General features: G+C 71.5%; 18 protein-coding genes. 7 read left to right on the top strand and 11 right to left on the bottom strand.

Annotated features, from left to right (window positions below; all coding sequences use genetic code 11):
* Nucleotides 1-22 precede the first annotated feature (22 nt).
* Together BM424_RS15605 and BM424_RS15600 are read right to left on the bottom strand one after the other, a co-directional pair.
* Entirely contained in the window at nt 23-1,330 is a 1,308-nt protein-coding gene (locus tag BM424_RS15605; RefSeq protein ID WP_093418112.1) for a M1 family metallopeptidase, read from the bottom strand.
* A complete protein-coding gene (locus BM424_RS15600; RefSeq protein WP_245775872.1) occupies nt 1,327-5,211 on the bottom strand; it encodes a Pls/PosA family non-ribosomal peptide synthetase in 3,885 nt (1,294 codons plus the stop codon). The genes BM424_RS15605 and BM424_RS15600 overlap by 4 nt, the downstream gene beginning before the upstream one ends.
* Nucleotides 5,212-5,861: 650 nt before the next feature.
* Here BM424_RS15600 and BM424_RS15595 point away from each other — a divergent pair.
* Complete coding sequence (locus BM424_RS15595; RefSeq protein ID WP_093418107.1) at nt 5,862-6,413, top strand: snapalysin family zinc-dependent metalloprotease; 552 nt, start codon at nt 5,862-5,864, stop codon at nt 6,411-6,413.
* A 58-nt stretch (nt 6,414-6,471) separates the two neighbouring features.
* Here BM424_RS15595 and pptA read toward each other — a convergent pair whose 3' ends face one another.
* From pptA to BM424_RS15580, 3 genes are all read right to left on the bottom strand, one after another.
* Nucleotides 6,472-6,699 (bottom strand): tautomerase PptA, encoded by a 228-nt coding sequence (pptA, locus tag BM424_RS15590; RefSeq protein WP_093418104.1) that lies wholly within the window; start codon nt 6,697-6,699, stop codon nt 6,472-6,474.
* Between the two features lie 45 nt (nt 6,700-6,744).
* Nucleotides 6,745-8,373, bottom strand: coding sequence for an AMP-binding protein (locus tag BM424_RS15585; RefSeq protein ID WP_093418102.1), 1,629 nt, complete (start codon nt 8,371-8,373; stop codon nt 6,745-6,747).
* A gap of 98 nt (nt 8,374-8,471) precedes the next feature.
* Entirely contained in the window at nt 8,472-9,386 is a 915-nt protein-coding gene (locus BM424_RS15580; RefSeq protein WP_093418099.1) for a helix-turn-helix transcriptional regulator, read from the bottom strand.
* Nucleotides 9,387-9,798: 412 nt separating this feature from the next.
* Here BM424_RS15580 and BM424_RS15575 point away from each other — a divergent pair, with 412 nt between their 5' ends.
* Together BM424_RS15575 and BM424_RS15570 are read left to right on the top strand one after the other, a co-directional pair.
* Nucleotides 9,799-12,177: a molybdopterin cofactor-binding domain-containing protein gene (locus BM424_RS15575; RefSeq protein ID WP_093418096.1), complete on the top strand. Its 2,379-nt coding sequence runs from the start codon at nt 9,799-9,801 to the stop codon at nt 12,175-12,177.
* Between the two features lie 11 nt (nt 12,178-12,188).
* Entirely contained in the window at nt 12,189-12,665 is a 477-nt protein-coding gene (locus BM424_RS15570; protein ID WP_093418094.1) for a (2Fe-2S)-binding protein, read from the top strand.
* Nucleotides 12,666-13,095: 430 nt separating this feature from the next.
* Here the strand turns inward: BM424_RS15570 and fdhD are convergent, their stop codons facing one another.
* Nucleotides 13,096-13,935: a formate dehydrogenase accessory sulfurtransferase FdhD gene (gene fdhD, locus BM424_RS15565; RefSeq protein ID WP_093418317.1), complete on the bottom strand. Its 840-nt coding sequence runs from the start codon at nt 13,933-13,935 to the stop codon at nt 13,096-13,098.
* 19 nt (nt 13,936-13,954) lie between these two features.
* Entirely contained in the window at nt 13,955-16,246 is a 2,292-nt protein-coding gene (locus tag BM424_RS15560; RefSeq protein ID WP_093418092.1) for an FdhF/YdeP family oxidoreductase, read from the bottom strand.
* 354 nt (nt 16,247-16,600) lie between these two features.
* Between BM424_RS15560 and BM424_RS15555 the strand changes: the two genes are divergently transcribed.
* Nucleotides 16,601-17,806 carry a molybdopterin molybdotransferase MoeA gene (locus tag BM424_RS15555; RefSeq protein ID WP_093418315.1) on the top strand — a complete coding sequence of 402 codons (1,206 nt, stop codon included), beginning with the start codon at nt 16,601-16,603 and terminating at the stop codon, nt 17,804-17,806.
* Between the two features lie 108 nt (nt 17,807-17,914).
* Here BM424_RS15555 and BM424_RS15550 read toward each other — a convergent pair whose 3' ends face one another.
* The 4 genes from BM424_RS15550 to BM424_RS15535 are packed head-to-tail and all read right to left on the bottom strand — an operon-like array spanning nt 17,915 to nt 22,229.
* Entirely contained in the window at nt 17,915-19,273 is a 1,359-nt protein-coding gene (locus BM424_RS15550; RefSeq protein WP_093418089.1) for an Nramp family divalent metal transporter, read from the bottom strand.
* Between the two features lie 26 nt (nt 19,274-19,299).
* Entirely contained in the window at nt 19,300-20,451 is a 1,152-nt protein-coding gene (locus BM424_RS15545; RefSeq protein WP_093418312.1) for a sialidase family protein, read from the bottom strand.
* Nucleotides 20,452-20,456: 5 nt separating this feature from the next.
* Complete coding sequence (locus BM424_RS15540) at nt 20,457-21,218, bottom strand: HpcH/HpaI aldolase family protein (protein ID WP_093418087.1); 762 nt, start codon at nt 21,216-21,218, stop codon at nt 20,457-20,459.
* Between the two features lie 27 nt (nt 21,219-21,245).
* The gene (locus tag BM424_RS15535) at nt 21,246-22,229 is read right to left on the bottom strand and encodes an aldo/keto reductase (RefSeq protein ID WP_093418084.1); all 984 of its coding nucleotides are present in this window, start codon (nt 22,227-22,229) and stop codon (nt 21,246-21,248) included.
* 167 nt (nt 22,230-22,396) lie between these two features.
* Here BM424_RS15535 and BM424_RS15530 point away from each other — a divergent pair, with 167 nt between their 5' ends.
* Genes BM424_RS15530 through BM424_RS15520 form a run of 3 tightly spaced genes read left to right on the top strand, consistent with a single transcriptional unit; the run spans nt 22,397 to nt 25,316 of the window.
* The gene (locus tag BM424_RS15530; RefSeq protein ID WP_217649717.1) at nt 22,397-23,563 is read left to right on the top strand and encodes a four-carbon acid sugar kinase family protein; all 1,167 of its coding nucleotides are present in this window, start codon (nt 22,397-22,399) and stop codon (nt 23,561-23,563) included.
* Nucleotides 23,560-24,552, top strand: a complete 993-nt coding sequence (gene pdxA, locus BM424_RS15525; protein ID WP_093418081.1) for a 4-hydroxythreonine-4-phosphate dehydrogenase PdxA — start codon at nt 23,560-23,562, stop codon at nt 24,550-24,552. The genes BM424_RS15530 and pdxA overlap by 4 nt, the downstream gene beginning before the upstream one ends.
* Before the next feature lie 5 nt (nt 24,553-24,557).
* Nucleotides 24,558-25,316, top strand: a complete 759-nt coding sequence (locus tag BM424_RS15520) for a DeoR/GlpR family DNA-binding transcription regulator (RefSeq protein ID WP_093418079.1) — start codon at nt 24,558-24,560, stop codon at nt 25,314-25,316.
* The last annotated feature ends 56 nt before the right edge of the window (nt 25,317-25,372 follow it).

Raw genomic sequence — 25,372 nt, 5'->3', positions numbered from 1 at the left:
AGCGGCCCAACAGACGAGTGGGTCAGCGCGGGAGGGGCGGCAGCTCGGCGGTGTGCAGCCAGGCGGTGAACGCGTCGTCCGGGGCGCCGAACTCCGCGGCGAGCGCCGTGAAGTCCTCTGTGGACACGACGTCGTGGCGGTGGTCGGTGCACCAGCGGCGGAGCAGCGCGAAGAACGGCTCCTCGCCCAGCTCGTGGCGCAGGGCGTGCAGGGTCAGCGCGCCGCGCTTGTAGACCTGCGGGTCGAACATGCGGTCCACGCCCGGGTCGGCGATCGCCAGGTCGCCCTCGATCCGGGAGTGCCAGTCCGCGGCGTGCTCGGCCGCGCTCGGGCCGCCGGAGCGCTCCGACCACAGCCACTCGGCGTAGGTCGCGAAGCCCTCGTTGAGCCAGATGTGCCGCCAGTCGGCGAGACCCACGCTGTTGCCGCACCACTGGTGTGCGAGCTCGTGCACCACGAGCCGTTCGTGGGTGCGCTGCCCGTCGAGGTGGTTCGCGCCGAAGATCGACATGCCCTGCGCCTCGACCGGGTCGTCGAGGTCGTCGTCGGTGACCACCACGACGTACTCGCCGAACGGGTAGGGCCCGAAAAGCTCCCGCAGGAAGTCCATGATCTGCCCGTGGCGGCCGAAGTCGTGCGCGAAGGTCCGGGTCAGCCGCGCCGGGACCGCCGCGCGCTGCGGCACCGCACCGGTGGCGAGCTCGACCTCGTCGTAGAGGCCGACCTGCACGCTCATCAGGTACGTCGAGGTCGGTTCGGGCCGCTCGAAGACGTGCGTGGTGGTGCTGCCGCGCCGCTGCTGCGACAGCGGGTTGCCGGTCACCTGCACCGAGAACGGCGAGGCCGTGGTGAACGAGACCCGGTAGGTCGCCTTGTCGGCCGGGTGGTCGTTGCACGGGAACCACGACGGGGCGCCGATCGGCTGAGCCGCGACCATCGAGCCCTCGGTCAGCTCCTCCCACCCGATCTCGCCCCACCGGCCGCCGATCGGCGCCGGGGTGCCCGAATACCGGACTTCCACGCGGAACTCGGCGCCGTCGGCGACAGGTCGCTGCGGGCGGATGCGCAGCTTGCCGCCGCTGTGGGTGAACTTCGCGGGCTTGCCGTCGACCTGCACGCGGCGCACCCGGAGGTCACCGAGGTCGAGGCTGAACCGCAGCAGCGGCTGCGTCGCGGTGGCGGTGATGGTGGCCTGCCCGCCGAGCCGGTTGGGCCCCACCTGGTAGTCCAGGTCGAGGTCGTAGTGGGTGACGCGGTAGCCGCCGTTGCCGTGCTCGGGCAGGTAGGAGTCGGTCGATCGATCCGCACCCGGCGCCGGATCCGTGCTCACCGATCGCGTCCCTTCCCGTTCGTCCAGACCGTGATGGGGTTGCCGAGCCAGCGGGTGCGGGCCGGAACCTCGTCGCCGCGGGTGACCAGCGAACCGGGTCCGATGGTGGTGTCGGAGCCGATGCTCGCGCCGGGCAGCACGATCCCGTGCGGCCCCAGGGTAGCGCCGGCCTCCAGGGTGACCTCGTCGAGCCGCATGACGCGGTCGTGGAACAGGTGGGTCTGCACCACGCAGCCGCGGTTGACGGTCGCGCCGTCGCCGAGCCGCACCAGGTCGGCCTCGGGCAGCCAGTAGGTCTCCAGCCACACGCCGCGGCCGATCTTCGCGCCCATGCTGCGCTGCCACAGCGTCAGCAGCGGGGTGCCCGCGACCGAGCCGATCAGCCACGGCACCGCCAGGACCTCGACGAACATGTCGGCCAGCTCGGTGCGCCACACGAACGAGCACCACAGCGGGCGCTCCCCGTCCCGGTACCGGCCGACCAGCAGCCACTTCACGGCGGTGGTCACCGCGCAGGCCAGCACGCCCGCGCCCAGCACCACCGGCCCGGCCAGCAGCGCGGCGCCGAGCAGCCCGAGGCTCGCGTGCAGCTGCGCCAGCGCGAACAGCACCAGCACCAGCAACCCGGCGTGGATCAGCACCGGCACCAGGCGGAACAGCTCGACGACGGCGCGGGCGAGCTTGAGCCGCAGCGGCGGGGCGAAGGTGCGGCTGCGGTCGGCGGTGTCGACCGAGCGGCGCAGCGGCATCGGCGGCATGCCCAGCCACGACGAGCCCTTCTTGGCCTTGCGGGGCGTCGAGGACAGCACGCCGACGAGGCCGCGCTTGGGCACCCGGCGTCCCGCGGCGGTCATGCCGGAGTTGCCGAGGAACGCCTGCTTGCCGATGCGGGCGGGCGCCACGTGCAGCCAGCCGCCGCCGAGCTCGTAGGCGGCGACCATCGTGTCGTCGGCGAGGAACGCGCCGTCGGCGACGTTGGTCATCTTCGGCAGCGCCAGCACCGTGGAGGCCTCCACGTCGCGGCCGACCTTGGCGCCCAGCAGCCGCAGCCACACCGGCGTGATCAGGCTCGCGTAGAGCGGGAACAGGCCCACTCGCGCCATGTCCATCAGCCGCTCGGTGGTCCACGCCTGCCAGGCCACCCGGCCGTGGACGGGGTGGTGGCCCTCGCGCAGACCGATGCTCAGCGCCCGAACGCACACCAGCACCAGCAGCGCGTAGCCCAGGAAGTAGGTGAGACCGGCCAGCGGCACGACCGGCAGCGTCCGCAGCAGCGCGGTGCCCAGGTCCGGTGATCCGGCCAGGGCGCGGCCGAGCAGGACCACGCCCGGTGTCGCGGCGACCAGCGGCAGCGCCGCGAGCAGCATCGACGACAGGCCGTAGAACGCCACCCAGGTCCGCGACCGGGGCGGGCGGCCGGTGGGCCAGTTCGGGCCGGACTTGGCGACCCGGCTGGCCGGGGAGCCCGACCAGCGCTGACCGGCGGGCACCGAGCCGTGCACGGTGGATCCGGCGGCGATCTCGGCGCGCTTGCCGATGCGGGCGCCGGGCAGCAGGGTGCTGCGCGCGCCGACGCGTGCCCCGGCGCCGACGCGGATCTTGCCGATGCGCACCCGGTCGCCGTCGACCCAGTAGCCGGAGAGGTCGACCTCGGGTTCCACCGCCGCGCCCTTGCCGATCTTGAGCAGGCCGGTGATCGGCGGCGGCGAGTGCAGGTCGACGTCGTCGGCGACCTGGGCGCCCAGCGCCCGCGCGTAGAACGCGGTCCAGGACGCGCCGGAAACCCCGGTGGCGCCGGAGAACTCGGCGAGCTGCTGCGCGGCCCACAGTCTCAAGTGGACTCCGCCGCCGCGCGGGTAGCTGCCGGGGCGCACCCCGTCGAGCAGGAGGCGCGCGCCGACGGCCGAGATCGTGATGCGCCCGGCGGGGGTGAACAGCACCGCCCACGCCCCGGCGATCCACCACCACGACACCGCGGGCAGGAAGTCCACGGCGCCGATCCAGGTGAGCACGTTGCCGAGGGCGGCGAGCGCGGTCAGCCACCGCAGGCCGACCAGCGAGAACATCGGCAGCAGGACGAGCAGCTGCAGCAGCCCGGTGCGGCGCGGCGTGGGGGTGACCTCGTGCTGCGGGTTGTCGGTGGCCGCGTCCAGCGCGTCGAGGTGCGCGGCGAGCCCGCCGAGGGTGGGTTCCTGGTAGATGTCGGCGACCGACACCTGCGGGTGGCGGGTGCGGATGCGGGCGATGAGCTGCGCGGCGGTGAGGCTGCCGCCGCCGTGGGCGAAGAAGTCGGCGGCGGGGTCGGCGACCTCGATGCCGAGGATCTCCGCCCAGCCCTCGGCCAGCCACGACTCGGTGGCCGACAGGGTTCCGCCGGGGCCGGTGTTGGGCAGCGGCCACGGCAGGGCGGCGCGGTCGACCTTGCCGGAGGTGCGGGTGGGCAGGTCGTCGATGGCGGCCAGCAGCGGCACCAGCGCGGCGGGCAGGCGCTCCTGCAGCTGCCGCACGGAGGCGTCGTGGTCGAACTCCGCGCCGCTGGGCACGACGTAGCCGACGAGGACCTGGTTGCCCGCCGCGGTGGTCTGCACCGCGGCGGCGGCCCCGGCGACGTGCGGCAGCGCGGCCAGCGCCGCGTCGACCTCGCCGAGCTCGATCCGCCTGCCGCCGAGCTTGACCTGCTCGTCGGCGCGGCCGACGAACAGCAGGCCCTCGGGTTCGGCGCGCACCACGTCACCGCTGCGGTAGGCCCGGTCCCAGCCGAGGGAGGGCAGCGGGGCGAACTTCTCGGCGTCCTTGGCGGCGTCGAGGTAGCGGGCCAGGCCCGCGCCGCCGATGACGAGCTCACCGGTCTCGCCCATGCCGACCGGCCGCCCGGCCTCGTCGACGACGGCCAGCTGCCAGCCGGCCAGCGGCAGGCCGATGCGGACCTGCTCGTCGCCGCTGAGCTGCGCGGCGCAGGCCACCACGGTGGCCTCGGTCGGCCCGTAGGTGTTCCAGACCTCGCGGCCTTCGACGTCGAGCCGTTCGGCGAGCTCCTGCGAGCAGGCCTCGCCGCCGAGGATGAGCAGCCGCACGTCCTCCAGGGCCTCGACCGGCCACAGCGCGGCCAGGGTGGGGACGGTGGAGACGACGGTGATGCGCTGGGCGACCAGCCAGGGGCCGAGGTCGACGCCGGTGCGCACGAGGGCGCGTGGCGCGGGCACCAGGCAGCCGCCGTGCCGCCACGCCAGCCACATCTCCTCGCAGGAGGCGTCGAAGGCCACCGACAGCCCGGCCAGCACCCGGTCACCGGGGCCGATGGGTTCGTCGGTGAGGAACAGGCGGGCTTCGGCGTCGACGAACGCGGCGGCCGAGGCGTGGCTGACGGCCACGCCCTTGGGCTTGCCGGTGGAGCCGGAGGTGAAGATGATCCAGGCGTCGTCGTCCGGGGTGGGCGCGCGCAGGTCTCCGCCGGGCGCGCGGCGCAGGTCGAGGGCGTTTCCGCCGGTCAGGACGGCGCACACGTCGGCTTCGCCGAACACCAGCTCGGCGCGGTCGTCGGGGTCGTCGGCGTCCACCGGCACGTAGGCCGCGCCCGCGGCCAGCACGCCCAGGATCGAGACGTAGAGCTCGGCGGCGCCGGAGGGGATGCGGATGCCGACCCTGTCACCTGCACCGATGCCGGATTCGGCGAGTCGGCGGCGCACCGCGTCGACCTCGCCGGTCAGGCGGCGGTAGGTCAGCGCGCCGGTGCCGTCGTCGATCGCGGCGGCGTCGGGATGGCGCTTCGCGGTGGCGTGCAGGACGTCGACGAGGGTGCGGGGGCCGGCGGCGCGCTCGGACCAGTAGACGGCGCTGGTCGAGGTCTCCTGCAGGGATTCCCGTGCCGTGGTCAGCGTCACCGGGTCCGCCGTTTCGCCGGGTGCGCGGTCCTCGAGCTGGGTGCGGCCACGGTGTCCCTCTCCTGTCGTCTCCGGCGCGTGCTCCGAACGAGCCACGCGCGGCGGACTGTTCAGCCTACGATCTCCCGGTGATCGATGCCGCATCACACGCCTGACCACGTGCGGGTCATCACACTCCAGGGACATCGCGTGACCCCGCGTGAACCCCGCACCACGAACCGGAAGCCGCCCTGCGCACTTCAACCGCACGAGCCCGAAAACCCCTCCCCCGCAGAACTCTTGGATCACCGCAACGAACCCAAGGCCGCTCGAACTCCGAACTTGGCCGAAGCAACGGCGACGTTCGACGGAGACCGCGCGAAATCGTGCGCGTCGCCGCGTCTCCGGAGTGGTGGTCGCGGGGCGCTCGGTCGTCGCCAGGGGACGGTTTTTCCTCGAATTGACCGGACAAAAGGGATATTGATCATGGGTGATTCGAGGAAAAACTGTCCCCTGGCGAGCACCGGGAAAGCCGGGATCCACTTCGGACGGTGAGAGCGCCTGACCTGGCGGTTATCCGCCAGTGTCCGGATCGGGGCGGCGATCCTGCCTAGCCTCGCCGTCGTCGCCCGCCACACCCCGGCGGGCGGCGCCGAGAGTGAGGAGCCGAGATGCCCAGGTTTTCCACGTCCACCGCGCTCGCCGGCGCGGCGACGGCGCTGCTGCTGGTCACGGGAGCGCCGCTGGCCGGCGCGGCCGTCGGCGACACCGCCGAGCCGCACGTCGTCACCTACGACGCCAGCCAGGCGCAGGAGTTCCAGGCCGCCATCGACGAGGCCACCGCCACCTGGAACTCCCAGGTCACCAACGTGAAGTTCGAGAAGGCCACCGACGGCCAGGCCGACCTCACGGTCCTCGCCGACGACGGCTGGCCGCGCGCCCAGACCGACTCGCTGGGCTCGGGCACGGTGTGGATGGGCCGCGAGGCCGTCAACGAGGGCCACCACATCCCCCGCATCGCCACCCACGAGATCGGCCACATCCTCGGCCTGCCGGACAACCGCACCGGCGTCTGCGAGGACCTCATGTCGGGCGCGAGCGCGGGCACCGACTGCGCCAACGACCTCCCCAACGAGGCGGAGAAGGCCGAGGTCGAGCAGAACTTCGCCGAGGGCACCGAGATCGCCCCGCAGCTGTTCACCGAAGCCCCGGCCACCCGCTAGGAGCCCGGGAGCGCGCGGACCAGCGGGTTCGCGCGCTCCACCTCCCCAGCCCCCGGACTCAGAGGTAATCCGGGCGCTTGATCAGCAGCTCGGGCCGCCCGGCGATCTCGGGCTGCACGACGGTGTCGTTCCAGACGTCCTTCTCCACCGGCTCCAGACTGATCGACACAGCCCCGTCACGGGTGCCCAGGTGCTCGATTAGCGCAGCGGTGATCGACTCAGCGAGCGAGCTCTTCTGCTCCTCGCTGACCTCCTTCGGGAAGAACTTGACGTTCACGTGCGGCATCGCGGACTCCTCGACCTCGTGGCAGTGCGACCCGACCGTAGCCGCTCAGCCGAGGTCGAGGATGTCCCGGGCGCGCTCGCGCATCTCGACCTTGCGGACCTTGCCGGTCACCGTCATCGGGAAGTCGTCGACGACGTGCACGTAGCGAGGGATCTTGTAGTGGGCGAGCTTGCCGGTGCAGAACTCGCGCAGCGCCTCGGCGGTCAGCTCGGGAGCCCCTTCGCGCAGCCGCACCCAGGCCATGAGCTCCTCGCCGTAGCGGTCGTCGGGAACGCCGATGACCTGCGCGTCCAGCACGTCCGGGTGGGTGTAGAGGAACTCCTCGATCTCGCGCGGGTAGACGTTCTCGCCGCCGCGGATCACCATGTCCTTGATCCGGCCGGTGATCGAGACGTAGCCGTCGGAGTCCATCACAGCCAGGTCGCCGGTGTGCATCCAGCGGGCCGAGTCGATGACCTCGGCCGTCTTCTCCGGCTGCTCCCAGTAGCCCAGCATCACCGAGTACCCGCGCGTGCACAGCTCCCCCGGTTCGCCGCGCGGCACGGTCAGCCCGGTGGTCGGGTCGACGATCTTGACCTCCAGGTGCGGGCCCACCCGGCCCACGGTGGACACCCGGCGCTCCAGCGAGTCGTCGGCGCGGGTCTGCGTCGACACCGGCGAGGTCTCGGTCATGCCGTAGCAGATCGCCACCTCCGACATGCCCATCCGGTCGATGACCTGCTTCATCACCTCCACCGGGCACGGCGAGCCCGCCATGATGCCGGTGCGCAGCGAGGACAGGTCGAACGACTCGAACTCCGGGTGGTCGAGCTCGGCGATGAACATCGTCGGCACCCCGTACAGCGACGTGCAGCGCTCGGCCGCCACCGCCGCCAGCGCCGTGCCCGGGTCGAAGCCCTCCGACGGGATCACCATCGCCGACCCGTGCGAGGTGCAGGCGAGGTTGCCCATCACCATGCCGAAGCAGTGGTAGAACGGCGGCACGATCGCCACCCGGTCCGCCTCGGTGTAGCCGCACAGCTCGCCGACGAAGAACCCGTTGTTGAGGATGTTGTGGTGCGACAGCGTCGCGCCCTTCGGGAATCCCGTGGTGCCCGAGGTGTACTGGATGTTGATCGCGTCGTCGGCCGACAGCGTCTCGGCCACCTGGCGCAGCCGGTTCCGGTCGCCCGCGCGCCCGTTCTCCAGCAGCTGCAACCATTCCGGGTCGTCGAAGAGCACGACCTGTTCCAGCGCAGGGCATTTCGGCCGCGCCTCGGCGATCATGCCCGCGTAGTCGGAGGTCTTGAACGAGCGCGCCGCCACCAGCATCCGGATGCCGGCCTGGTTGAGCACGTACTCCAGCTCGTGCAGCCGGTAGGCGGGGTTGATGTTGACCAGGATCGCGCCGATCTTGGCCGTCGCGTACTGGGTCAGGGTCCACTCGGCGCGGTTCGGCCCCCAGATGCCGACCCGGTCGCCCTTGGTGATCCCGGCGTCGAGCAGCCCCAGGGCGACCGCGTCGACCTCGGCGTCGAACTCCCGGTAGGTCCACCGCCGCCCCGTGGAGTGCTCGATCAGCGCATCGCGGTCCGGCACGCGCTCGACGGTGCGCCGCAGGTTGTCGCCGATGGTGTCGCCCAGCAGCGGCGTGTCAGAGGTACCGGACGAATAGGAAATCTCGACCGCGGTCACGGCGTCCTCCCGGGCAGGTGGCGTGTGCTGGTGACCACACACCGTAGAGACCTCGCCCGAGCCGCGTTACACCCGAATTGGGGTACCACCCGTCCGAGTCACGGCAGCAGCCACGCGGACCGGGCGCGCACCACGGCCTCGTGCCGGGTGTGGGCGCCGAGCCTGCGCATCGCCGTGCGCAGGTAGGCCTTCACCGTCTCCGGCGACAGCGACAACCGCTCGGCCACCTCGGCGTTGGTGCAGCCCAGCGCGACCTGGGCGAGCACGTCGATCTCCCGGCGCGACAGGCGGAATTCGGGCGGCGGCTGGGTCTCGCCCGAGCGCAGGTCGGCGAGGCGCTGCGCGACCTCGTACATCCGGCCGCGCAGCGCGGAGTCCTCGACCGAGCCCGCGAGCGCGCACAGGTCGGAGTGGACGGAGCGCAGCTCCTCCAGCTTCGCGACGTCGGGCATCTCGGGCCGACTGGACGCCGCGATCGTCTCGGCCGTCGACAGCCTCCGGTCGACCTCGTCGCGCACCGCCAGCTCGGCGGCCAGCCGCCGCCCGGCCGCCACCAGCGAGTCCCGCGCCCGGTCGCCGACGCCGACGCGCTCCCGGATCGCGCCGTAGAGCACGGCGCGGCACCTGCCGCGCACCCGCACCGGAACCGCCAGCACCGCCGAGAGCCGCTCGGCCTTGACCGGGCCGTCGTAGTCGTGGGTGATGTGGCGGGCGGCGCCGTAGTCGGCCACCCCGATCGGCCTGCCGAACGCCAGGGCCTGCCCGCCGAGGCCCTTGCCCTCGCGGACCTCCAGGTTGTGCAGGCGCTGGGTCAGGGCTCCGAAGTGCTCGGTGAGCCGGACGCCGCCGTCGGCGACCTCCCCGCCGAAGGCGACCGGGAACTCCAGATCGGTTGCCACCGAACGCAATTCGGCGCGCAGCGCGTCCCGGTCGTCCGGGCGACGGCGGTTGCCCGCCCCGCGGGACGCGGTCGCCCGGGCCACGGCGCCGTTGCCGTTTCCGCTGCCGGTCATAGTGTCCGTCCTCCATCGGCTGATCGGCGCGTTCCGGTCCGCCTCCCCGTCCCGCGCCGAAGACACCTGCCACTCCGACGTGGCATCGAGTTGCAACACTATACCGGCCATTTGGCGGCTGAACCGATTCTCCGCGTGCGCGAACCGCAGCGGTTTCGCCGCCACTACCCCCGTCCGGGGGCGACTGTTCGGGTGGAGTTGCGGCCACGCCCCGTGATCGGGGTTCGGAAGTGGTGCCCGCTGACCACCGGAGATCCGATTCCGCCCGCCGCGCGCGGTTCGCCGCGAGATCACCACCCCATCTCGGGGGTATGTGAGCGGTCGTTCACTCCTGCACCATGACTCGCCAACCGACCCGCACGACGAAAACCACCACGCCCGAACCGACCGCTTCGTCGAAAGGTTGAGCCCCATGCGATCTTCTCGCGCGGACACCGCGGCTCCGGACCCCGGCGCCACCGCTCCCACCCGACGCCGCTTCCTCGGATACCTGCTGGCGGCACCGACCCTCGTCGCGGCGGCCGAACTCGGCGGCGCCTCGCTGTTCGGGCCGTCCGCGCACGCCGCCGAGACCGGCGCCGGCTTACCCCCGACCCCGCAGGTCGCCGACCACGTCGACCTCACCGACGGGCTGGTCTACGCGGCCAGACCCACCGCCAACCTCATCGCCGTGCAGCTCAACGAGGACGGCTCGGCGTCGTTCGCGCTGCACCGCACCGAGGTCGGCCAGGGCCTGACCACCGCGATCGCGATGCTCATCGCCGAAGAGCTCGAACTGCCCCTGGAGAAGGTGCACATCACCCTCGCCGACGCCCGCCCGGAGCTGGTGTTCAACCAGCTCACCGGTGGTTCGGCGTCGATCAGCGCGCTGTACTGGCCGGTGCGCACCGCCGCCGCGGTCGCCAAGGGCAGGCTGCTGGAGGCCGCGTCGCACGTGCTCGGCGAGCAGACCGACCTGCTCACCGCCAAGCTCGGCACGATCACCTCCGCCGCGGGCAACGCCATCCCCTACGGCGACCTGGTGCACCGGGCCGCCAGCGACACGACGCGGCAGGTCGAGGCGACGCTCAAGCCGGAGTCGGAGTTCACCGTCGTCGGCAAGCCGACCCGGCGCATCGACGCGCTGGAAGCCGTCACCGGGCGCAAGAAGTTCACCACCGACCTGCAGGTGCCCGACGCGAAACCGACGATGGTGTGCAGGCCGCCGACGATCAACGGCACCGTGCGCGGCGCCAAGAACCTCGACGAGGTGCGCCGGATGCCCGGCATCACCGACGTCGTGGAGATCAGCAGCGGAGTCGCGGTGCGCGGCGAGACGTTCGGGCAGTGCATCGACGCGGTCAACGCGCTCGACGTGTCGTGGGGCCCGGGCCCGGTCGATGACGAGTCCGACGACACCGTGGAGCGCAAGCTCAAGGCCGCCACTCCCCCGCCGGTGATCCCGCCGACCCCGGCGACCAAGACGCTGGAGCGGCAGTACACCTTCAGCTTCGTCAACGGCAGCGCCCTGGGCGTGAACTCGGCGATCGCCGACGTGCGGTCCGACCGGGCGGAGATCTGGTCGACGGTGAAGGTGCCGATCGTCGCGCAGGCCGCCATCGCCTCCGAGCTCGGGCTCGCGCAGGAGCAGGTCACCGTGCACGTGGTTCCCGGCGGCGGGTCGTTCGGCCGGTGCCTGTTCCACGACGCCGCGTCCGAGGCCGCCGAGATCTCCAAGAAGATCGGCAAACCGGTGAAGCTGATGTGGCACCGCGCCGACGACTGCAGGCAGGGCCGCGTGCACCCGATGTCGGTGGGCACGATCCGCGCGTCGTTCACCGACGACGTGATCAGCCTGGAGCAGCACCTGGCCAACGTGCGCACCGACTTCAGCCACGGCTTCGGCGAGGCGCTGACCTCCACCGCGACGCGGCTGCCGCTGGGCGGCTACTCGGTCTCGGAGGTCATCTTCACGCTGACCACGCCGTCGCTGTACAACTTCGGCGTCACCAAGACGCTGCTGACCGAGACCCACCAGTCGCCGGCGAACAACCAGAAGCGCGGCGGGTTCAACACCGGCAGCACCCGCAACGTGTACTCGCCGGACGTGGCCACCACGCGGGAGCTGTTCGTCGACGAGCTCGCCGAGGCGATGGGCATGGACCCGTACAGCTTCCGGCGCAAGTACGTCAAGAACGAGAACCTGCTCAAGGTCCTCGACAAGGCCGCCGAAGTCGGCGGATGGGGTCAGCCGACGCCGGAGGGCGTCGGGCACGGCATCGCGCTGCACCACGAGTACAAGAACACGATGGCCTGCTTCGTGGAGATCGACTGCCGGCCCGAGACCGTCAACCGCCCGGTTCGCAACGGCGTGACGGGACCGCGCGTGACGCGCGGCGTGCTGGTGGCGCTGCCCGGGCACATCGTGGTCAACCCGCTGGGCCTGGAGGCGATGATGCAGGGCGGCTTCATCGACGGCTTCGCCCAGGCGCTCACCGCCAGCGTGCACCTCGACAAGGGCGCCATCGCCGAGGCCAGCTGGGACAACTTCTTCTACTGCAGGCAGTGGAACCTGCCGTTCGAGTTCACCCCGGTCATCCTGCCCGCCGAGGAGAGCGAAATGCCCTCCGGCGGCGGGGAGATGGGCGTCGCGCCGGCGTTCGCGGCCACCGCCTGCGCCTACCGCGCGGCGACCGGGACCACGCCGACGCACTTCCCGATCAACCACAAGGACCCGCTCGCCTTCGAGCCCTACCCGCACGTGCCGCCGCTGCCGCCGTCGCCCACCAACGGCCTGGACTACAGCTACTGAGGAGACGACACATGCCTGAGCACACCTTCAAGCTGAACGGGAAGCAGATCACGGTCGAGGCCGAGGACGACGTGCGGCTACTGTGGGTCATCCGCGACCTGCTGGGCGTCACCGGGCCGAAGTACGGCTGCGGGATCAACGTCTGCAAGGCCTGCACCTGCCACATCAACGGCAAGGCGTTCAACCCCTGCTCGGTGCAGGTCAAGGACGTCGGTCCGGGCGACGAGATCACCACGATCGAAGGGCTCCCAGACACCGTCGGAGAGGAGCTGCACCCGATGCAGGAGGCGTGGCTGGACCACGACGTCGTCCAGTGCGGCTACTGCCAGCCGGGTCAGATCATGGCCGCGGTGGCCAAGGTGAAGCAGGCCCGCGCCGAGGGCCACGAGATCACCGACGCCGACATCGAGGAGATCCGCAACGTCTGCCGCTGCGGCACCTACTTCCGCATCCGCGAGGCCATCAAGGACGGCGCCACTCGCATGTGACCCACCCCCGTCGACAACCCCTGCATTCCTCCCGCGAATGCAAAGGTTCTCGACATCCGTCACCCCAACGGGTTGGTAAGAGCGAAGTTTTCATGAAAACTTCCCCCACCCCACCCACAGAACTCCCCACCCCACCCACACGACTCCGGTTCGTGGGGGAGGGAAGTTTTCATGAAAACTTCCCTCCCCCACGGACACCGGACCATCGTCGGTGACCGTGAGTTGTCGACGTCCGTCACCTCGACGTGTGGGGGGAGGAACGTTTTCATGAAAACTGCGCGGTCTCCCGACGTGGGGATCACGGTGGGTGAGCGCGAATGCCGGGGTTTTCGGTGCGACGAATGCCGGGGTTTTCGACGGATCGAATGTTGGGGTTTTTGTCGGGGCGAATGTTGGGGTTTTCGTCGGGAGGGGTGGAGGGGTGGGATGGTCAGGCTGGTTGGGGGGATTGCTGGAGGCGGTGGGTGCCGGTGTAGATGTTCATGGAGTCGCCTCGGAGGAAGCCCGTGAGGGTGAGACCCGCGTCGGCGGCGAGTTCCACCGCGAGGGAGGACGGGGCGGAAACCGCTGCGAGGGCGGGGATTCCGGCCATGATGGCCTTCTGGACGAGTTCGAAGGACGCGCGGCCGCTGACCATCAGGATCGTCTCGCGCAGCGGGAGCCGGTTCGAGCGGACCGCGTCGCCGATGACCTTGTCGACCGCGTTGTGCCTGCCGACGTCCTCCCGGACGCCGAGGAGCTCACCGCCGGCGGTGAACAGTCCCGCGGCGTGCAGGCCGCCGGTGCTGTCGAAGACCTTCTGCGCCTCGCGCAGCTTGTCCGGCAGCTCGGCCAGCACGTCGGCGTCGAGCCGCAGCGGGTCGTCGCCGACCTGCCAGGTGGAGGTGGTGCGCACCGCGTCCAGGCTCGCCTTCCCGCACAGCCCGCACGACGACGTCGTGTAGAAGTTGCGCTCCAGCGACGCGTCCGGGGCCGCCACGCCGGAGGCCAGCAGCACGTCGACGACGTTGTAGGTGTTGCTCCCGTCCTCGGCGGTGCCCAGGCAGTACCGGATGCCGGCGATGTCGGACTCGCTGCGCACCACGCCCTCGCTGACCAGGAACCCGGCCGCCAGGTCGAAGTCATGGCCCGGGGTGCGCATGGTGATCGTCAGCGGTTTCCCGCCGACGCGGATCTCCATCGGTTCCTCGGCGGCGAGGGTGTCCGGCCGCTGCGACCGCTTGTCCCCGCGGATGCGCAGCACCGGACGCCGCACCGTCACTCGTCCCATCGCGACCACCTCTCCCGGTTCAGGACTGCTGGGCCACCGGTTCCAGCCGGACGATGACGCCCTTGGACGTCGGCGTGTTGCTGACGTCGGCGACGCTGTCCAGCGGGACCAGCACGTTGGTCTCCGGGTAGTAGGCGGCGGCCGAGCCGCGCGCCGCCGGGTAGGACACGACGGTGAAGCTCGGCGCGCGCCGCTCGACGCCGTCGTGCCAGACGCTGACCAGGTCCACCTCGGCGCGGTCGGTCAGCCCCAGCTCCGCGATGTCGTCGGGGTTGACCAGCACGACCCGGCGCGCGTTGTGGATGCCGCGGTAGCGGTCGTCCATCGCGTACGGGATGGTGTTCCACTGGTCGTGCGAGCGCAGCGACTGCAGCACCAGGTAGCCCTCGGGCGCGTCGAGCCACTCGAACTCGTTGGTGGAGAACTCGGCCTTGCCGCTGGCGGTGCGGAACTCGCCGCGGTTGACCGGGTTGGGCAGCCGGAACCCGGCCGGGTCGGCCACCCGCCGGTTGAAGTCCTCGAAATCGGGCACCACGCGCGAGATCCGGTCGCGGATCGCGTCGTAGTTCTCCTCGAAGGACTCCCACGGGATCTCCGGCGAGTCGCCGAGCACGCGCCGCGCCAGCCGCGACAGGATCGACACCTCGCTCAGCAGCGACTCCGAGGCGGGCTCCAACCGGCCGAAGGAGGCGTGCACCATGCTCATTGAGTCCTCGACGGTGACGAACTGCTCGACGCCGTTCTGCACGTCGCGGTCGCTGCGCCCCAAAGTCGGCAGGATCAGCGCGGTTTCGCCGCACACGGTGTGGGACCGGTTGAGCTTGGTGGAGATGTGCGCGGTCATCCGGCACTGCCGCAGCGCCTTCTCGGTGACCTCGCTGTCCGGGGTGGCGCGCACGAAGTTGCCCGCCACGCCGAGGAAGAACCGGGCGCGGCCGTCGAGCATGGCGCGGATCGAGTCGACCGAGTCGAGACCGTGCTCGCTGGGCGGGGTGAAGCCGAACTCGGCCTCGATCGAGTCGAGGAACGACTGCGGCATCCGTTCCCAGATGCCCATCGTGCGGTCGCCCTGCACGTTGCTGTGCCCGCGCACCGGGCACACGCCCGCGCCGGGCTTGCCGAGATTGCCCCGCAGCATCAGGAAGTTGACGATCTCGCGGATGGTGGCCACGCCGTGCTTCTGCTGGGTCAGGCCCATCGCCCAGCAGGCGATGACGCTGTTGCTGGCCAGCACCCGGTCGCGCACCTGCTCGATCTCGGCGCGGGTGAGGCCGGTCGCGGCGTGCACCTGGTCCCAGGAGAGCTCGCGGGCCCGGCGGGCGAACTCCTCGAAGCCGTTGGTGTGGGTGCGGATGAACTCGTGGTCGAGCACGGTGCCGGGGTTGGCGTCCTCGGCTTCCAGCAGCAGCAGGTTCAGGGCCTTGAACAGCGACAGGTCACCGCCGGGGCGGATCTGCAGGAACTGGTCGGCGATCTCGGTGCCGCGACCCAGCACGCCGCGGACCTTCTGCGGGTTCTTGAACCGCATCAGCCCGGCCTCGGGCAGCGGGTTGACCGCGACGACCTCGCCGCCGTTGCGCTTGGCGATCTCCAGCGCCGACAGCATCCGCGGGTGGTTGGTGCCCGGGTTCTGGCCGATCACGAAGATCAGGTCGGACTGGTGGAGGTCGTCGAGGCTGACGCTGCCCTTGCCGACGCCGAGGGTCTGCTGCATGGCCGAGCCGCTGGACTCGTGGCACATGTTGGAGCAGTCGGGCAGGTTGTTGGTGCCGTAGGCGCGGGCGAACAGCTGCAGCAGGAACGCGGCCTCGTTGCTGAGCCTGCCGGAGGTGTAGAACAGCGCCTCGTTCGGGGAGTCGAGGGAGCGCAGTTCGCCGGCGATCAGGTCGAGGGCCTCGTCCCAGCCGATCGGCTCGTAGAAGTCGGAGTCCGAGCGCTTGATCATCGGCTCGGTGAGGCGGCCCTGCTGGTTGAGCCAGTAGTCGGACTTCTCGTCCAGTTCGGACACCGAGTGCTGCCGGAAGAACTCGCGGGTGACCCGCTTGGAGGTCGCCTCGTCGTTGACGTGCTTGGCGCCGTTCTCGCAGTACTCGTTCATCGGGCGGTGGTTCGGGTCGGGGTCCGGCCACGCGCAACCGGGGCAGTCGATCCCCTTGCCCTGGTTGAGGTTGAGCAGCGTCAGCGCGGTGCGCTTCGGGGAGGTCTGGCTCAGCGAGTACTGGATCGCGTGAGCGACGGCGGGGGCGCCGGTGGCCCACTTCTTGGGCGGCGTGACTTTCAGGTCGTCGCTCGGGTCTTGCATCACGCTCATGCTGTGGCCGTTCCCCTGTTCGTGCTTCGCGCGCCGGTGCGCCGCAAGCGGAATCGTTGCGAACATCAGCTTTGGCCTCGGCGGGGGCGAAGTCAAAGAACCGCCGCCTATGGGTTGATAAACAGCGCTTTGCACAAGACCCGAGAACCCTCTTGATCGATCAAAACCCCAGTTCATGGACGCATCGGCAGAACCGCGAAGAGACTTGAAGCGGCACTGAGTGTGCCCAGGATCACGTCGAATGGCGACACGCCAATTGTTCCGCTGAAAATGGGAACCGCGATAGTTCCGAGTTATGGGTTCTTCGGCGAATTCGATTTGACTTCTCGCGCCTCCGGTTCAATCATGCCGGGCATGGCGAGCACGTCCGCCGGCAACGCGGCTCCGGTCGTGGAACCGCACTCCTCCGTCCTGAGCTGGGATCGGGCACGAGCCACCGCCCGGGACGCCGGCGAGGCCCTGCCGGTCGAGACCCGGCCGCTGCACAACGCCCACGGCCGCGCCCTGGCCGCACCCCTGATCGCGCGCACCGACCTGCCCTCGTTCGACACCTCGGCGATGGACGGCTGGGCGGTGTCCGGCCCGGGACCGTGGCGGCTCACCGGCGGCGAGGTCCTCGCGGGTGACGCCCCGAGCCCGCTGGCCACCGGGGACGCCGTCGGCATCGCCACCGGCGCTCCGCTGCCGCCCGGAGCGACCTCGGTGCTGCGCCACGAGCACGGCCGCGTCGACGGCGAGCGGCTGACCGACCTGGTCGGCGGCCGCACCGACGGGCAGGACGTGCGCCCGCGCGGGCGGGAGTGCGCGGAAGGCGACGTGCTGCTCCCGGCGGGCACCGCGATCACCCCGGCGGTGCTCGGCATGGCCGCCGCCGCGGGCTACGACCGGCTGGAGGTGCACCAGCGCCCGAGCGTGGAGCTGCTGGTGCTGGGCGATGAGCTGCTGGACTCCGGGACGCCCCGGGACGGGCGGGTCCGGGACGCGCTGAGCCCCATGCTGCAGCCGTGGCTGCGGACCCGCGCCGAGGTCATCGGCTGCCGGCGGCTGCCCGACGAGCTCGACGCGCTGCGCGAGGCGATCGCGGCGTCCACCGCCGACGTCGTGATCACGACCGGGAGCACCGCCGCCGGACCGGTGGACCACCTGCACACCGCGCTCGGCGAGCTGGGCGCTCGGCTGCTCGTCGACTCCGTGGCCGTGCGCCCCGGACACCCGATGCTGCTCGCCGCACTCCCGGACGGGGGTCGGCTGGTCGGGTTGCCGGGCAACCCGCTGGCCGCCGTCGCCGGCGTCGTGACGCTCGCGATGCCGCTGCTCGACCGGCTCGGGGGTCACTCCGCGGTCGAGGACCGGACCGCGCGCGCCGGGGATCTGCTGCCGCATCCGGAGAGCACCCGGCTGGTTCCGGTGCAGGTCCGGGACGGGGTGGCTCAGCCGCTGGCGTTCGGAGGACCCGCGATGCTGCGGGGGCTCACGCTGGCCGACGGGCTCGCTGTGCTTCCTCCTTCGGAGGGTCCGCCGCCCGAGGACGTCGTGCTCCTGCCGTTGGGTTGGGGTTGAGGGGTTTCGCTGTGGTTTCTTCTTTGCTGTTTTGCTTGGTGCGGGGGCAGTTTTAGTCATAACTGTCGTGCCAGGGCACTGACAGTTATGACTAAAACTGCCCTGGCGTCACCCCACGATGCTGAGGATGAGTTCGTAGGTGGCCCAGAGGCCGACGGCGCCGATGGCGACGAGGATCGCCGTCTCCCACCACTTGTTGGCGTGCCCTTCGAGCATGAAGGAGCGCTTCGTGGTCATGACGATGAGACCCACGATGATCATCGGGACGGTGAGGACGTTGACCGAGTTGCCGAGCAGCGTGATGATCACCATCCCGGGCATGCCGGGCAGCGAGAACACGATCGGGACCGTCATGATCACCGTGAGGATGATCCAGAACAGCCGGTCGTAGGAGAAGGCGTCCTTGTCCTCCACCTCGGTCAGGTCCCGCCGGGCGCGCAGCCGCGCCAACCGCTCGGGACGGGACTTGTGCAGCGACTCCACGAACATCCGCACAAACACCCGGGGCTGGGTGACGATGTTGTTGAACACCGTGAAGAAGATCGCCAGCCACATGATCGGCGGACCGGCCGGGCCGATGGCCTTCTCCATCATGCTCGCCAGCCCGTCGGCCGAGGACACGCTCTCGCCGGTGCCGTGCAGGGTTTCGGCCGCCACGACCCACACCGCCAGCACGAGACCGAACATCACGAGACTGCCGAAGCGCAGGTCCAGCCGCTGCAACTTGAGGAAAGCCGGTCCGCGCCACCCCTTCTCGTGCATCAGGTACGGGTAGAGCAGGTTCGCGGCCGAACCGCCCACGGCGCCGATGAGCCCGACCGCGGTGCTGGCCGCGGTGATGTAGCCCAGGTCCCCCGGCGGCATCTCGAACAGCAGACCGCCGAACAGCTTCCCCACGTCGAGGCCGGTGCCGAACAGCGCCAGCAGGAAGCACAGCACCAGCACGGCCATCGTGATCTGGGCGACGATCTCCAGGCCCCGGAAGTGCCCCTCGCGCCGCGACGCCAGCGCGTAGGCCACCACGGTCGTGAACACCGCCCACAGCGGGATGCCCCAGCTGCCCAGCGGCAGCACCGGCCGGAACAGCGCGTCGAGGGCCGTGGCCGCCGCCAGCGTCAGGAACGAGACGTAGACGAAGCCGAGCACGCAGGTGGTGGCCCCGATGAACATCGGGAATCCCTTCCACACCCGGCCGTAGCCGTCCAGGATCGTCTCGTCGCCGACGGCGTTGCACAGCTGGTACTTCGACATCGACGAGACGATGAAGTACCGGGAGAAGGTGGCGATCAGCAGCGTCCAGATCAGCGCGTAGCCGAAGGCGGAGCCGGAGACCGACGCGCTGATGAAGTCGCCCGTGCCCAGCCAGGACATCACCACGACGATGCCCGGCCCCATGTTCCGCAGGAATCCCGCCCAGGTGTCGGGTGGACGCGGCGCCGCGGTGGTCGCCTTGAGTTCACTAGCCATGTTTGCTCCGTTGCACTGGCAGGACGTCAGCCGCCGATCCACTCCGCGGTCACGCGAACGTGCTTGATGGCGCGGCGGAAGTGGGTGAAGGCGACGTGCACGTCACCGTCGGCGGTCTGGGTGATGGAGGGGTAGGACAGCTCTCGGTTGAGGCCGTCGCGGGAGTTGTTGGTCAGGCAGTAGCCGTCGCCGACCTCCACATCGCGGCGCACCGGCCAGCTGCGACCGCCGTCGGCCGACAGCGCCACCGTCAGCGGGGCGCGCGGCGCGCCCCAGAAGGCGGTTCCCGGCGGTTGTTCCTGCACCGCAGCGGGTTCGGCGAGCGAGTCGCCGTCGATCTCGTCGTAGAGCGAGGCGCGGCGCTCGGTGGCGTCGGCGGCGCTGCTGTGGTTGTAGGCCAGCGCCAGCGTGCCGTCGCGCAGCACCGTGACCTGGATGGAGGAGTTGTTGTTGGGCAGCTCGGTCGGCTCGGGTTCGCTCCAGGTGATGCCGTCGGCGGAGCGGCTGGCGTGGATCGCGTCGGCCTGGCGCCTGCGGAACAGCGCGAGCAGCCCGCCTTCGGCCAGCGGCACCACGTTCATGTGCACGCAGCCGGTGCTGCCCGGCACCTCGTGGTGCGACCAGGTGGCGCCCCGGTCGTCGGAGACGAGCACCGCGCTGGTGTCGTCGTCCCCGCGCCAGCGGCCGGTTTCGGGCTTGACGCAGTGGAACACCGGCAGCAGCCACCGGCCGTCGTCGAGCACGACGACGGGCTGGCGGACGAACACGCCGCCGGTGTCGGAGGCGGGCACCAGGGTGCGCGGCGCGCTCCAGGTGCGGCCCTCGTCGGTGGAGGTGATCAGCCGGACCTCGGCGGTGTCCTGGTTGCCGGAGTGCTGCGCGGTGTAGAGCAGCCACAGCTCACCGTCGGGCGTGGGGAACAGCACCGGGTTCTGCTCGGAGCGCTCGGCGTCGGCCGAGACCTGCACGGGCCGGCTCCAGCGGCCTTCGGCGTCGAGGCGGGCGAACCAGATGTTGATGTCCGACAGCCCTTCCTGCGTCCCGGCGAACCAGGCGCAGGCGAGTTCGCCGCTGGGCAGCGGCATGAGGTTCGCCGCGTGCGACTGCGCGGTCCCGGAGCTGAGGTGGGTTTCGCTGCGGTGCGGTGCGACCTCGCGCAGGACCCCGTCGGTGATCATGTCGGTCACGGCTTCACCGCCGCCAGGTGCTCGCCGGCCACGCGCTCCAGGTGCGTCAGGTCGCTGGCGACGCTGGCGAAGGTGTAGCCCTGCTCCAGCCTGCGCGCGGCGGTGGCGCCGTCGGGCGTGTGGATGCCCGCGGCGATCCCGGCTTCGGCGGCGGCCCGCTGGACCTCGGCCACGGCCTGCTCGAACTCCTCGGCCACGGCCGGGTCGCCCGGGAACGCGCCGCCGACGGCCAGGCACAGGTCGGACGGGCCGACGTAGACGCCGTCGATGCCCTCGGTCGCGCAGATCTCGCGGACGTTGGCCAGGCCCTGCGGGGTTTCGATCATCGCCAGCAGCACCACGGACTCGTCGGCCTCGGCCGGGCGCGGCCCGATCCGCAGGCCCGAGCGCATCGGACCGTAGGAGCGGCGGCCGCGGGGCGGGTAGCGGGTGGCCTCGACGGCGGCGCGGGCGTCGGCGGCGGTGTCGACCAGCGGCACGATGACGCCGCTGGAACCGGCGTCGAGCGCGTGGCCGATGGCGGCCGGGTCGTTGGCCTCGACCCTGGTCAGCCCGACCGAGGCGCCTCCGGCGTCGATGGCCATCATGGCGCCCAGCAGCCCCGAGTAGCCGAGCAGGCCGTGCTGGGCGTCGACCGCGACGTAGTCGTAGCCCAGGCGTGCGATGCGTTCGGTGCCGATCGGGTTGTCGAGCACGATCCAGTAGCCGACGACCTTCTCGCGGGCGCGCAGCTTGCGCGCGAATTCCGCTGCGGACACGGTGGTTCCCCTCTTCTTCAGGTGAGATCAGCGGTTGTAGGCCGGCATCGGGCCGCGCAGGAACGCGCCGACCTCGTCGCAGGCGTCCACGACGTCGGCGGGCAGCTCCCCGGCGCCCAGCGCCGCGATGTTGGCTTCGAGCTGCTCGACCTTCGAGCCGCCGAGCAGCAGCGCGGAGGTCACCGGCTTGCCCATCGCCCAGCGCAGCGCCAGGTCGACCAGCGGGATCCCGGCGTCGTCGGCGATCGAGGCGAGGCGGGCGATGGCGTCGAAGAGCCGCTCGTCCCAGTAGCGCTCGCGGTACATCGCGGCGAGCCGGGAGTCGGCGAAGCGCCCGGAGGACGGGTCGCGCTCGAAGCGGTGCCTGCCGGTGAGCAGTCCGCCCGCGAGCGGGTTGTAGACGACCGTGCGCAGCCCGCTGCTCCGGGCGAACTCGACGTACTCCTCCTCGACGCGGCGGGCCAGCAGGTTGTAGAGCTGCTGGGCGACGACCGGTCGCGGGACGCCCACCTGGTCGGCGGCGTGGCGGAGCTCGGCGATCTGCCAGGCGGCGAAGTTGGAGACGCCCCAGGCACCGATCTTCCCCTCGGCGATGAGCTCGGCGAGCGTGGCGAGGGTGTCGGCGATCGGCGTCGCGCGGTCGGGCTGGTGCAGGTAGAACAGGTCGACGCGCTCGACGCCGAGCCGCGCGAGGCTGCCGTCGAGGCTCGCGCGCAGGCCCTTCGGGGACAGCGGCGGGTGCTCGCCCGCGTCCGGGTGCGGCATGCCGGCCTTGGTGGCCAGCGAGACGCGGTCGCGGCGGGCGGGCAGCAGCTCGCCGAGGATGCGCTCGGTGTCACCGCCCGCGTAGCCGTTGGCGGTGTCGATCGCGTTGATGCCCGCGTCGAGCGCGGTGTCGAGCATCCTCGCGGCGGTCGCGGCGTCCGCGGTGTCGCCGAACGTCATCGTCCCGAGCACGAGGGACGACAGGGGCACCTCGACGCCGGGCACCTCCCAACGCGGAACGGTCATGCGGGAACTCCTCGGGGGAACGGCGGTGGCCACCCGGCCTCGTTGCGGAGCTCACGATGGCAGGATTGCGCGTTTCGCGCAATAGCCGTAGCGCGAAACGCGCAAACCAGTTAGCGTGGTGCGCACTCCGCCGCACCGGCCGGCGGGACCGCGACGAGGAGCTGAGCGTGCTGACCGAGGGACTGTTCGCGCTGGCGGACGACTTGTCCGGCGCGGTGGAGACCGCCGCGTGCCTGCGCCCCCTCGGCCGCTCCGCCACGGTCGAACTGCGCGGACCGCATTTCGCTCCACTTGCGCACAACGCGCAAACAGTGGTCGTGGCGGACCTCGATCACCGCGCGCTCCCGGCCGCCGAGGCGGGTCGGCTGGCCCGCGAGGCGTTGCGCGAGCAGGACGGGTGCCCGGTGTTCGTCAAGATCGACTCGCTGCTGCGCGGGCCGGTGGCGGCGGTGCTGGCAGCCGCGGCGGAACGGCCGCTGGTCGTGGCACCGGCGCTGCCCGCGCTGGGCCGGACCGCGACCGGCGGCGTCGCGCACGTGCGCGGAGTCCCGCTGCACCTCTCGAAGGCGTGGCAGGCCGAAGACCTCGCCCCGCCGCGCAGCATCGCCGAGGCGCTGGCGCCGCTCCCCTGCCGCAGCATCCCGCTGGACACCGTCCGCTCGGACGCGCTGGCCACCGCGATCGCGGACTCCCTTGCCGCACAAGAGGTTCCGATCTGCGACGGCGAGACCGACTCCGATCTCGACGCGGTGGTCGCCGCGACCCCGGACGGTGCGAGGCTCGCCGGTTCCGGTGGTCTGGCCGCCGCGCTCGGCCGCACCGGCACGCACCCGGTTTCCGAAACCCCGCCCCCGCCAACGGGAAATCCGCTGCTGATGGTGGTCGGCACGGCCTCGCCCACCGCCGCCGAGCAGCTGCGCCTCGCCGCGCTGCGCGGAACGCGCGTCCTCGGCCACCACGACGCGTCGGGCGCGCTCGCCGCGCTGGACCACGGCCCGGTCGCGCTGCGCATCGGCCCCTCCGAACCGCTCGCCCCGGAGCGCTCCCGGGAACTGGCCCGCGACCTGGCCACCACCGCCGCGCGCCTCGTCGCACGCCACCCGGACCCGGTGGACCTGGTGCTCACCGGCGGGGAGACCGCCCGGCTGGTGCTCGACGCGCTCGGCGTGCGCTCGCTGACCCCGGTCGGTCAGGTCCACCACGGCGCGGTCGTCTGCCGCACGCCGGAGGGCACCTCGGTGGTGACCCGTCCCGGCAGCTTCGGCGAGGCCGACAGCCTCGCCCGCATCGTCGAACACCTCCGTCCCGCAGGAAGCGAAAGGTTGTCCCCATGAACAGTCCCACCCCCGTGATCGCCGTGACGATGGGCGACGGCGCCGGAGTCGGCCCCGAGGTCACCGTCGGCGCGCTCCTCGACCCCGACGTCGCCGGCCGCTGCCGCCCCGTCGTCATCGGCGACGCGGCCCGGCTGCGCCGAGCCGCCGAGATCCTGGGTGCCGAAACCGAGATCGTCGCGGTCGACTCGATCGACGACGCGGTGTTCGCCCCGGGCCGGATCAACGTCGTCGACCTCGGTCTGCTGCCCGCCGACCTGCCCTGGGGCGAGGTGTCGCCGGTGGCCGGGGACGCCGCCTTCCACTACATCCGGGTGGCCAGCGAGCTGGCGACCAGCGGTGCCGCCCAGGCCATCTGCACCGCGCCGCTGAACAAGGAGGCGCTGCACACGGCCGGGCACATCTTCCCGGGCCACACCGAGCTCCTCGCGCACCTGACCGGCACCGAGGAGGTGTCGATGATGCTCGCGGCGCCGACGATGAAGGTCATCCACGTGACCACCCACGTCGGGCTCCTCGACGCCGTCGCCAAGATCGAACCCGGGCTGGTGGAGCGCACCGTGCGCCGCGGGTACCGGACGCTGCGCGACTCCGGCGTGGAGTCCCCGCGCATCGGCGTCTGCGGGATCAACCCGCACGCGGGCGAGAACGGGCTGTTCGGCTACGGCGAGGAGGACTCCAAGATCGTCCCCGCGCTGGAGAACCTGCGCGCCGACGGCATCGACGCGCAGGGCCCGCTGCCGGCCGACACCGCGTTCTTCCTGGCCACCCGCGGCGAGTACGACCTGATCGTGGCGATGTACCACGACCAGGGCCACGGGCCGGTGAAGGTGCTGGGCATCGAGACCGGCGTGAACATCACCGTCGGGCTGCCGGTCATCCGCACCTCGGTCGATCACGGCACGGCCTTCGACATCGCGGGCACGGGCAAGGCCAGCGCCGACAGCATGGTCGAAGCCCTCCGGCAGGCCGCGAACCTCTGCGGATGAGCGGGATGGCACGCGGAGCACGGGAACGGCGGGACGCGATCCTCGCCCTGGCCGAGGGTTCCGGGCTGGCCAGCGTCGAGGAGCTGTCGCGGGCGTTCGGGGTGACGGCCTCGACGATCCGGCGGGACCTGGCCCAGCTGGAGGCGGCGGGCCGCCTCGCCCGCACCTACGGCGGGGCCATCCCGGTGCAGCATGAGGCCCCGCTTGGCCAGCGCAACGGTGAGGCCACCGACGCCAAGCGCACCATCGCGCGCTGGGCGGCCGAGCAGGTGCGCCCGGGTGAGACGGTGCTGCTCGACTCGGGCAGCACCACCACCGCCCTGGCCCGCGAGCTGGCGCACCGCAGCGATCTGACGGTCGTCACCACCTCGATCACGGTGCTGCACGAGCTGGCTCACGCGGACCTGCGGGTCGAGTGCCTGGGTGGTGCGCTGCGTCCGCTGAGCCAGGGCTTCGTCGGGCCGCTGACCGAGGCCGCCCTGGAGCGGCGGACCTTCGACCGCGCGTTCCTCGGCGCCGACGGCGTCACCGCCGAGCACGGCATCTGCGAGGCGGACCTGGAGCAGACCCGCCTCAAGGAGCTCATGGCGCGGCGCGCCGATCGGGTCTACGTGCTGGTGCACGCCGACAAGCTCGGCCGCCGCCCGTTCCGCGCCCAGGCCCCGCTCGGCTCCGACTGGACCCTGGTCACCGACCCCGCAGCGGACGCGGCCACCACGGCCCACTTCCACGCCCGAGGCCTGGATCTGGTCGTGGCGTCGTAGATCCGACACTTCTTTTCCCAGAATTCCGGGAAAACACCGATTCATCCACGGCGGAC

The organism is Saccharopolyspora flava, from assembly GCF_900116135.1.
Classification (GTDB): Bacteria; Actinomycetota; Actinomycetes; order Mycobacteriales; family Pseudonocardiaceae; genus Saccharopolyspora; species Saccharopolyspora flava.
Note: the sequence above shows the minus strand (reverse complement) of the source record. Positions and strands in the feature narration are given on the sequence as shown.

Coding starts and splice junctions, on each gene's coding strand:
- BM424_RS15595 (WP_093418107.1), top strand. CDS start 5,862: ATGCCCAGGTTTTCCACGTCCACCGCGCTCGCCGGCGCGGCGACGGCG.
- pptA (WP_093418104.1), bottom strand. CDS start 6,699: ATGCCGCACGTGAACGTCAAGTTCTTCCCGAAGGAGGTCAGCGAGGAG.
- BM424_RS15580 (WP_093418099.1), bottom strand. CDS start 9,386: ATGACCGGCAGCGGAAACGGCAACGGCGCCGTGGCCCGGGCGACCGCG.
- BM424_RS15575 (WP_093418096.1), top strand. CDS start 9,799: ATGCGATCTTCTCGCGCGGACACCGCGGCTCCGGACCCCGGCGCCACC.
- BM424_RS15570 (WP_093418094.1), top strand. CDS start 12,189: ATGCCTGAGCACACCTTCAAGCTGAACGGGAAGCAGATCACGGTCGAG.
- fdhD (WP_093418317.1), bottom strand. CDS start 13,935: ATGGGACGAGTGACGGTGCGGCGTCCGGTGCTGCGCATCCGCGGGGAC.
- BM424_RS15560 (WP_093418092.1), bottom strand. CDS start 16,246: ATGAGCGTGATGCAAGACCCGAGCGACGACCTGAAAGTCACGCCGCCC.
- BM424_RS15555 (WP_093418315.1), top strand. CDS start 16,601: ATGGCGAGCACGTCCGCCGGCAACGCGGCTCCGGTCGTGGAACCGCAC.
- BM424_RS15550 (WP_093418089.1), bottom strand. CDS start 19,273: ATGGCTAGTGAACTCAAGGCGACCACCGCGGCGCCGCGTCCACCCGAC.
- BM424_RS15545 (WP_093418312.1), bottom strand. CDS start 20,451: ATGATCACCGACGGGGTCCTGCGCGAGGTCGCACCGCACCGCAGCGAA.
- BM424_RS15535 (WP_093418084.1), bottom strand. CDS start 22,229: ATGACCGTTCCGCGTTGGGAGGTGCCCGGCGTCGAGGTGCCCCTGTCG.
- pdxA (WP_093418081.1), top strand. CDS start 23,560: ATGAACAGTCCCACCCCCGTGATCGCCGTGACGATGGGCGACGGCGCC.
- BM424_RS15520 (WP_093418079.1), top strand. CDS start 24,558: ATGGCACGCGGAGCACGGGAACGGCGGGACGCGATCCTCGCCCTGGCC.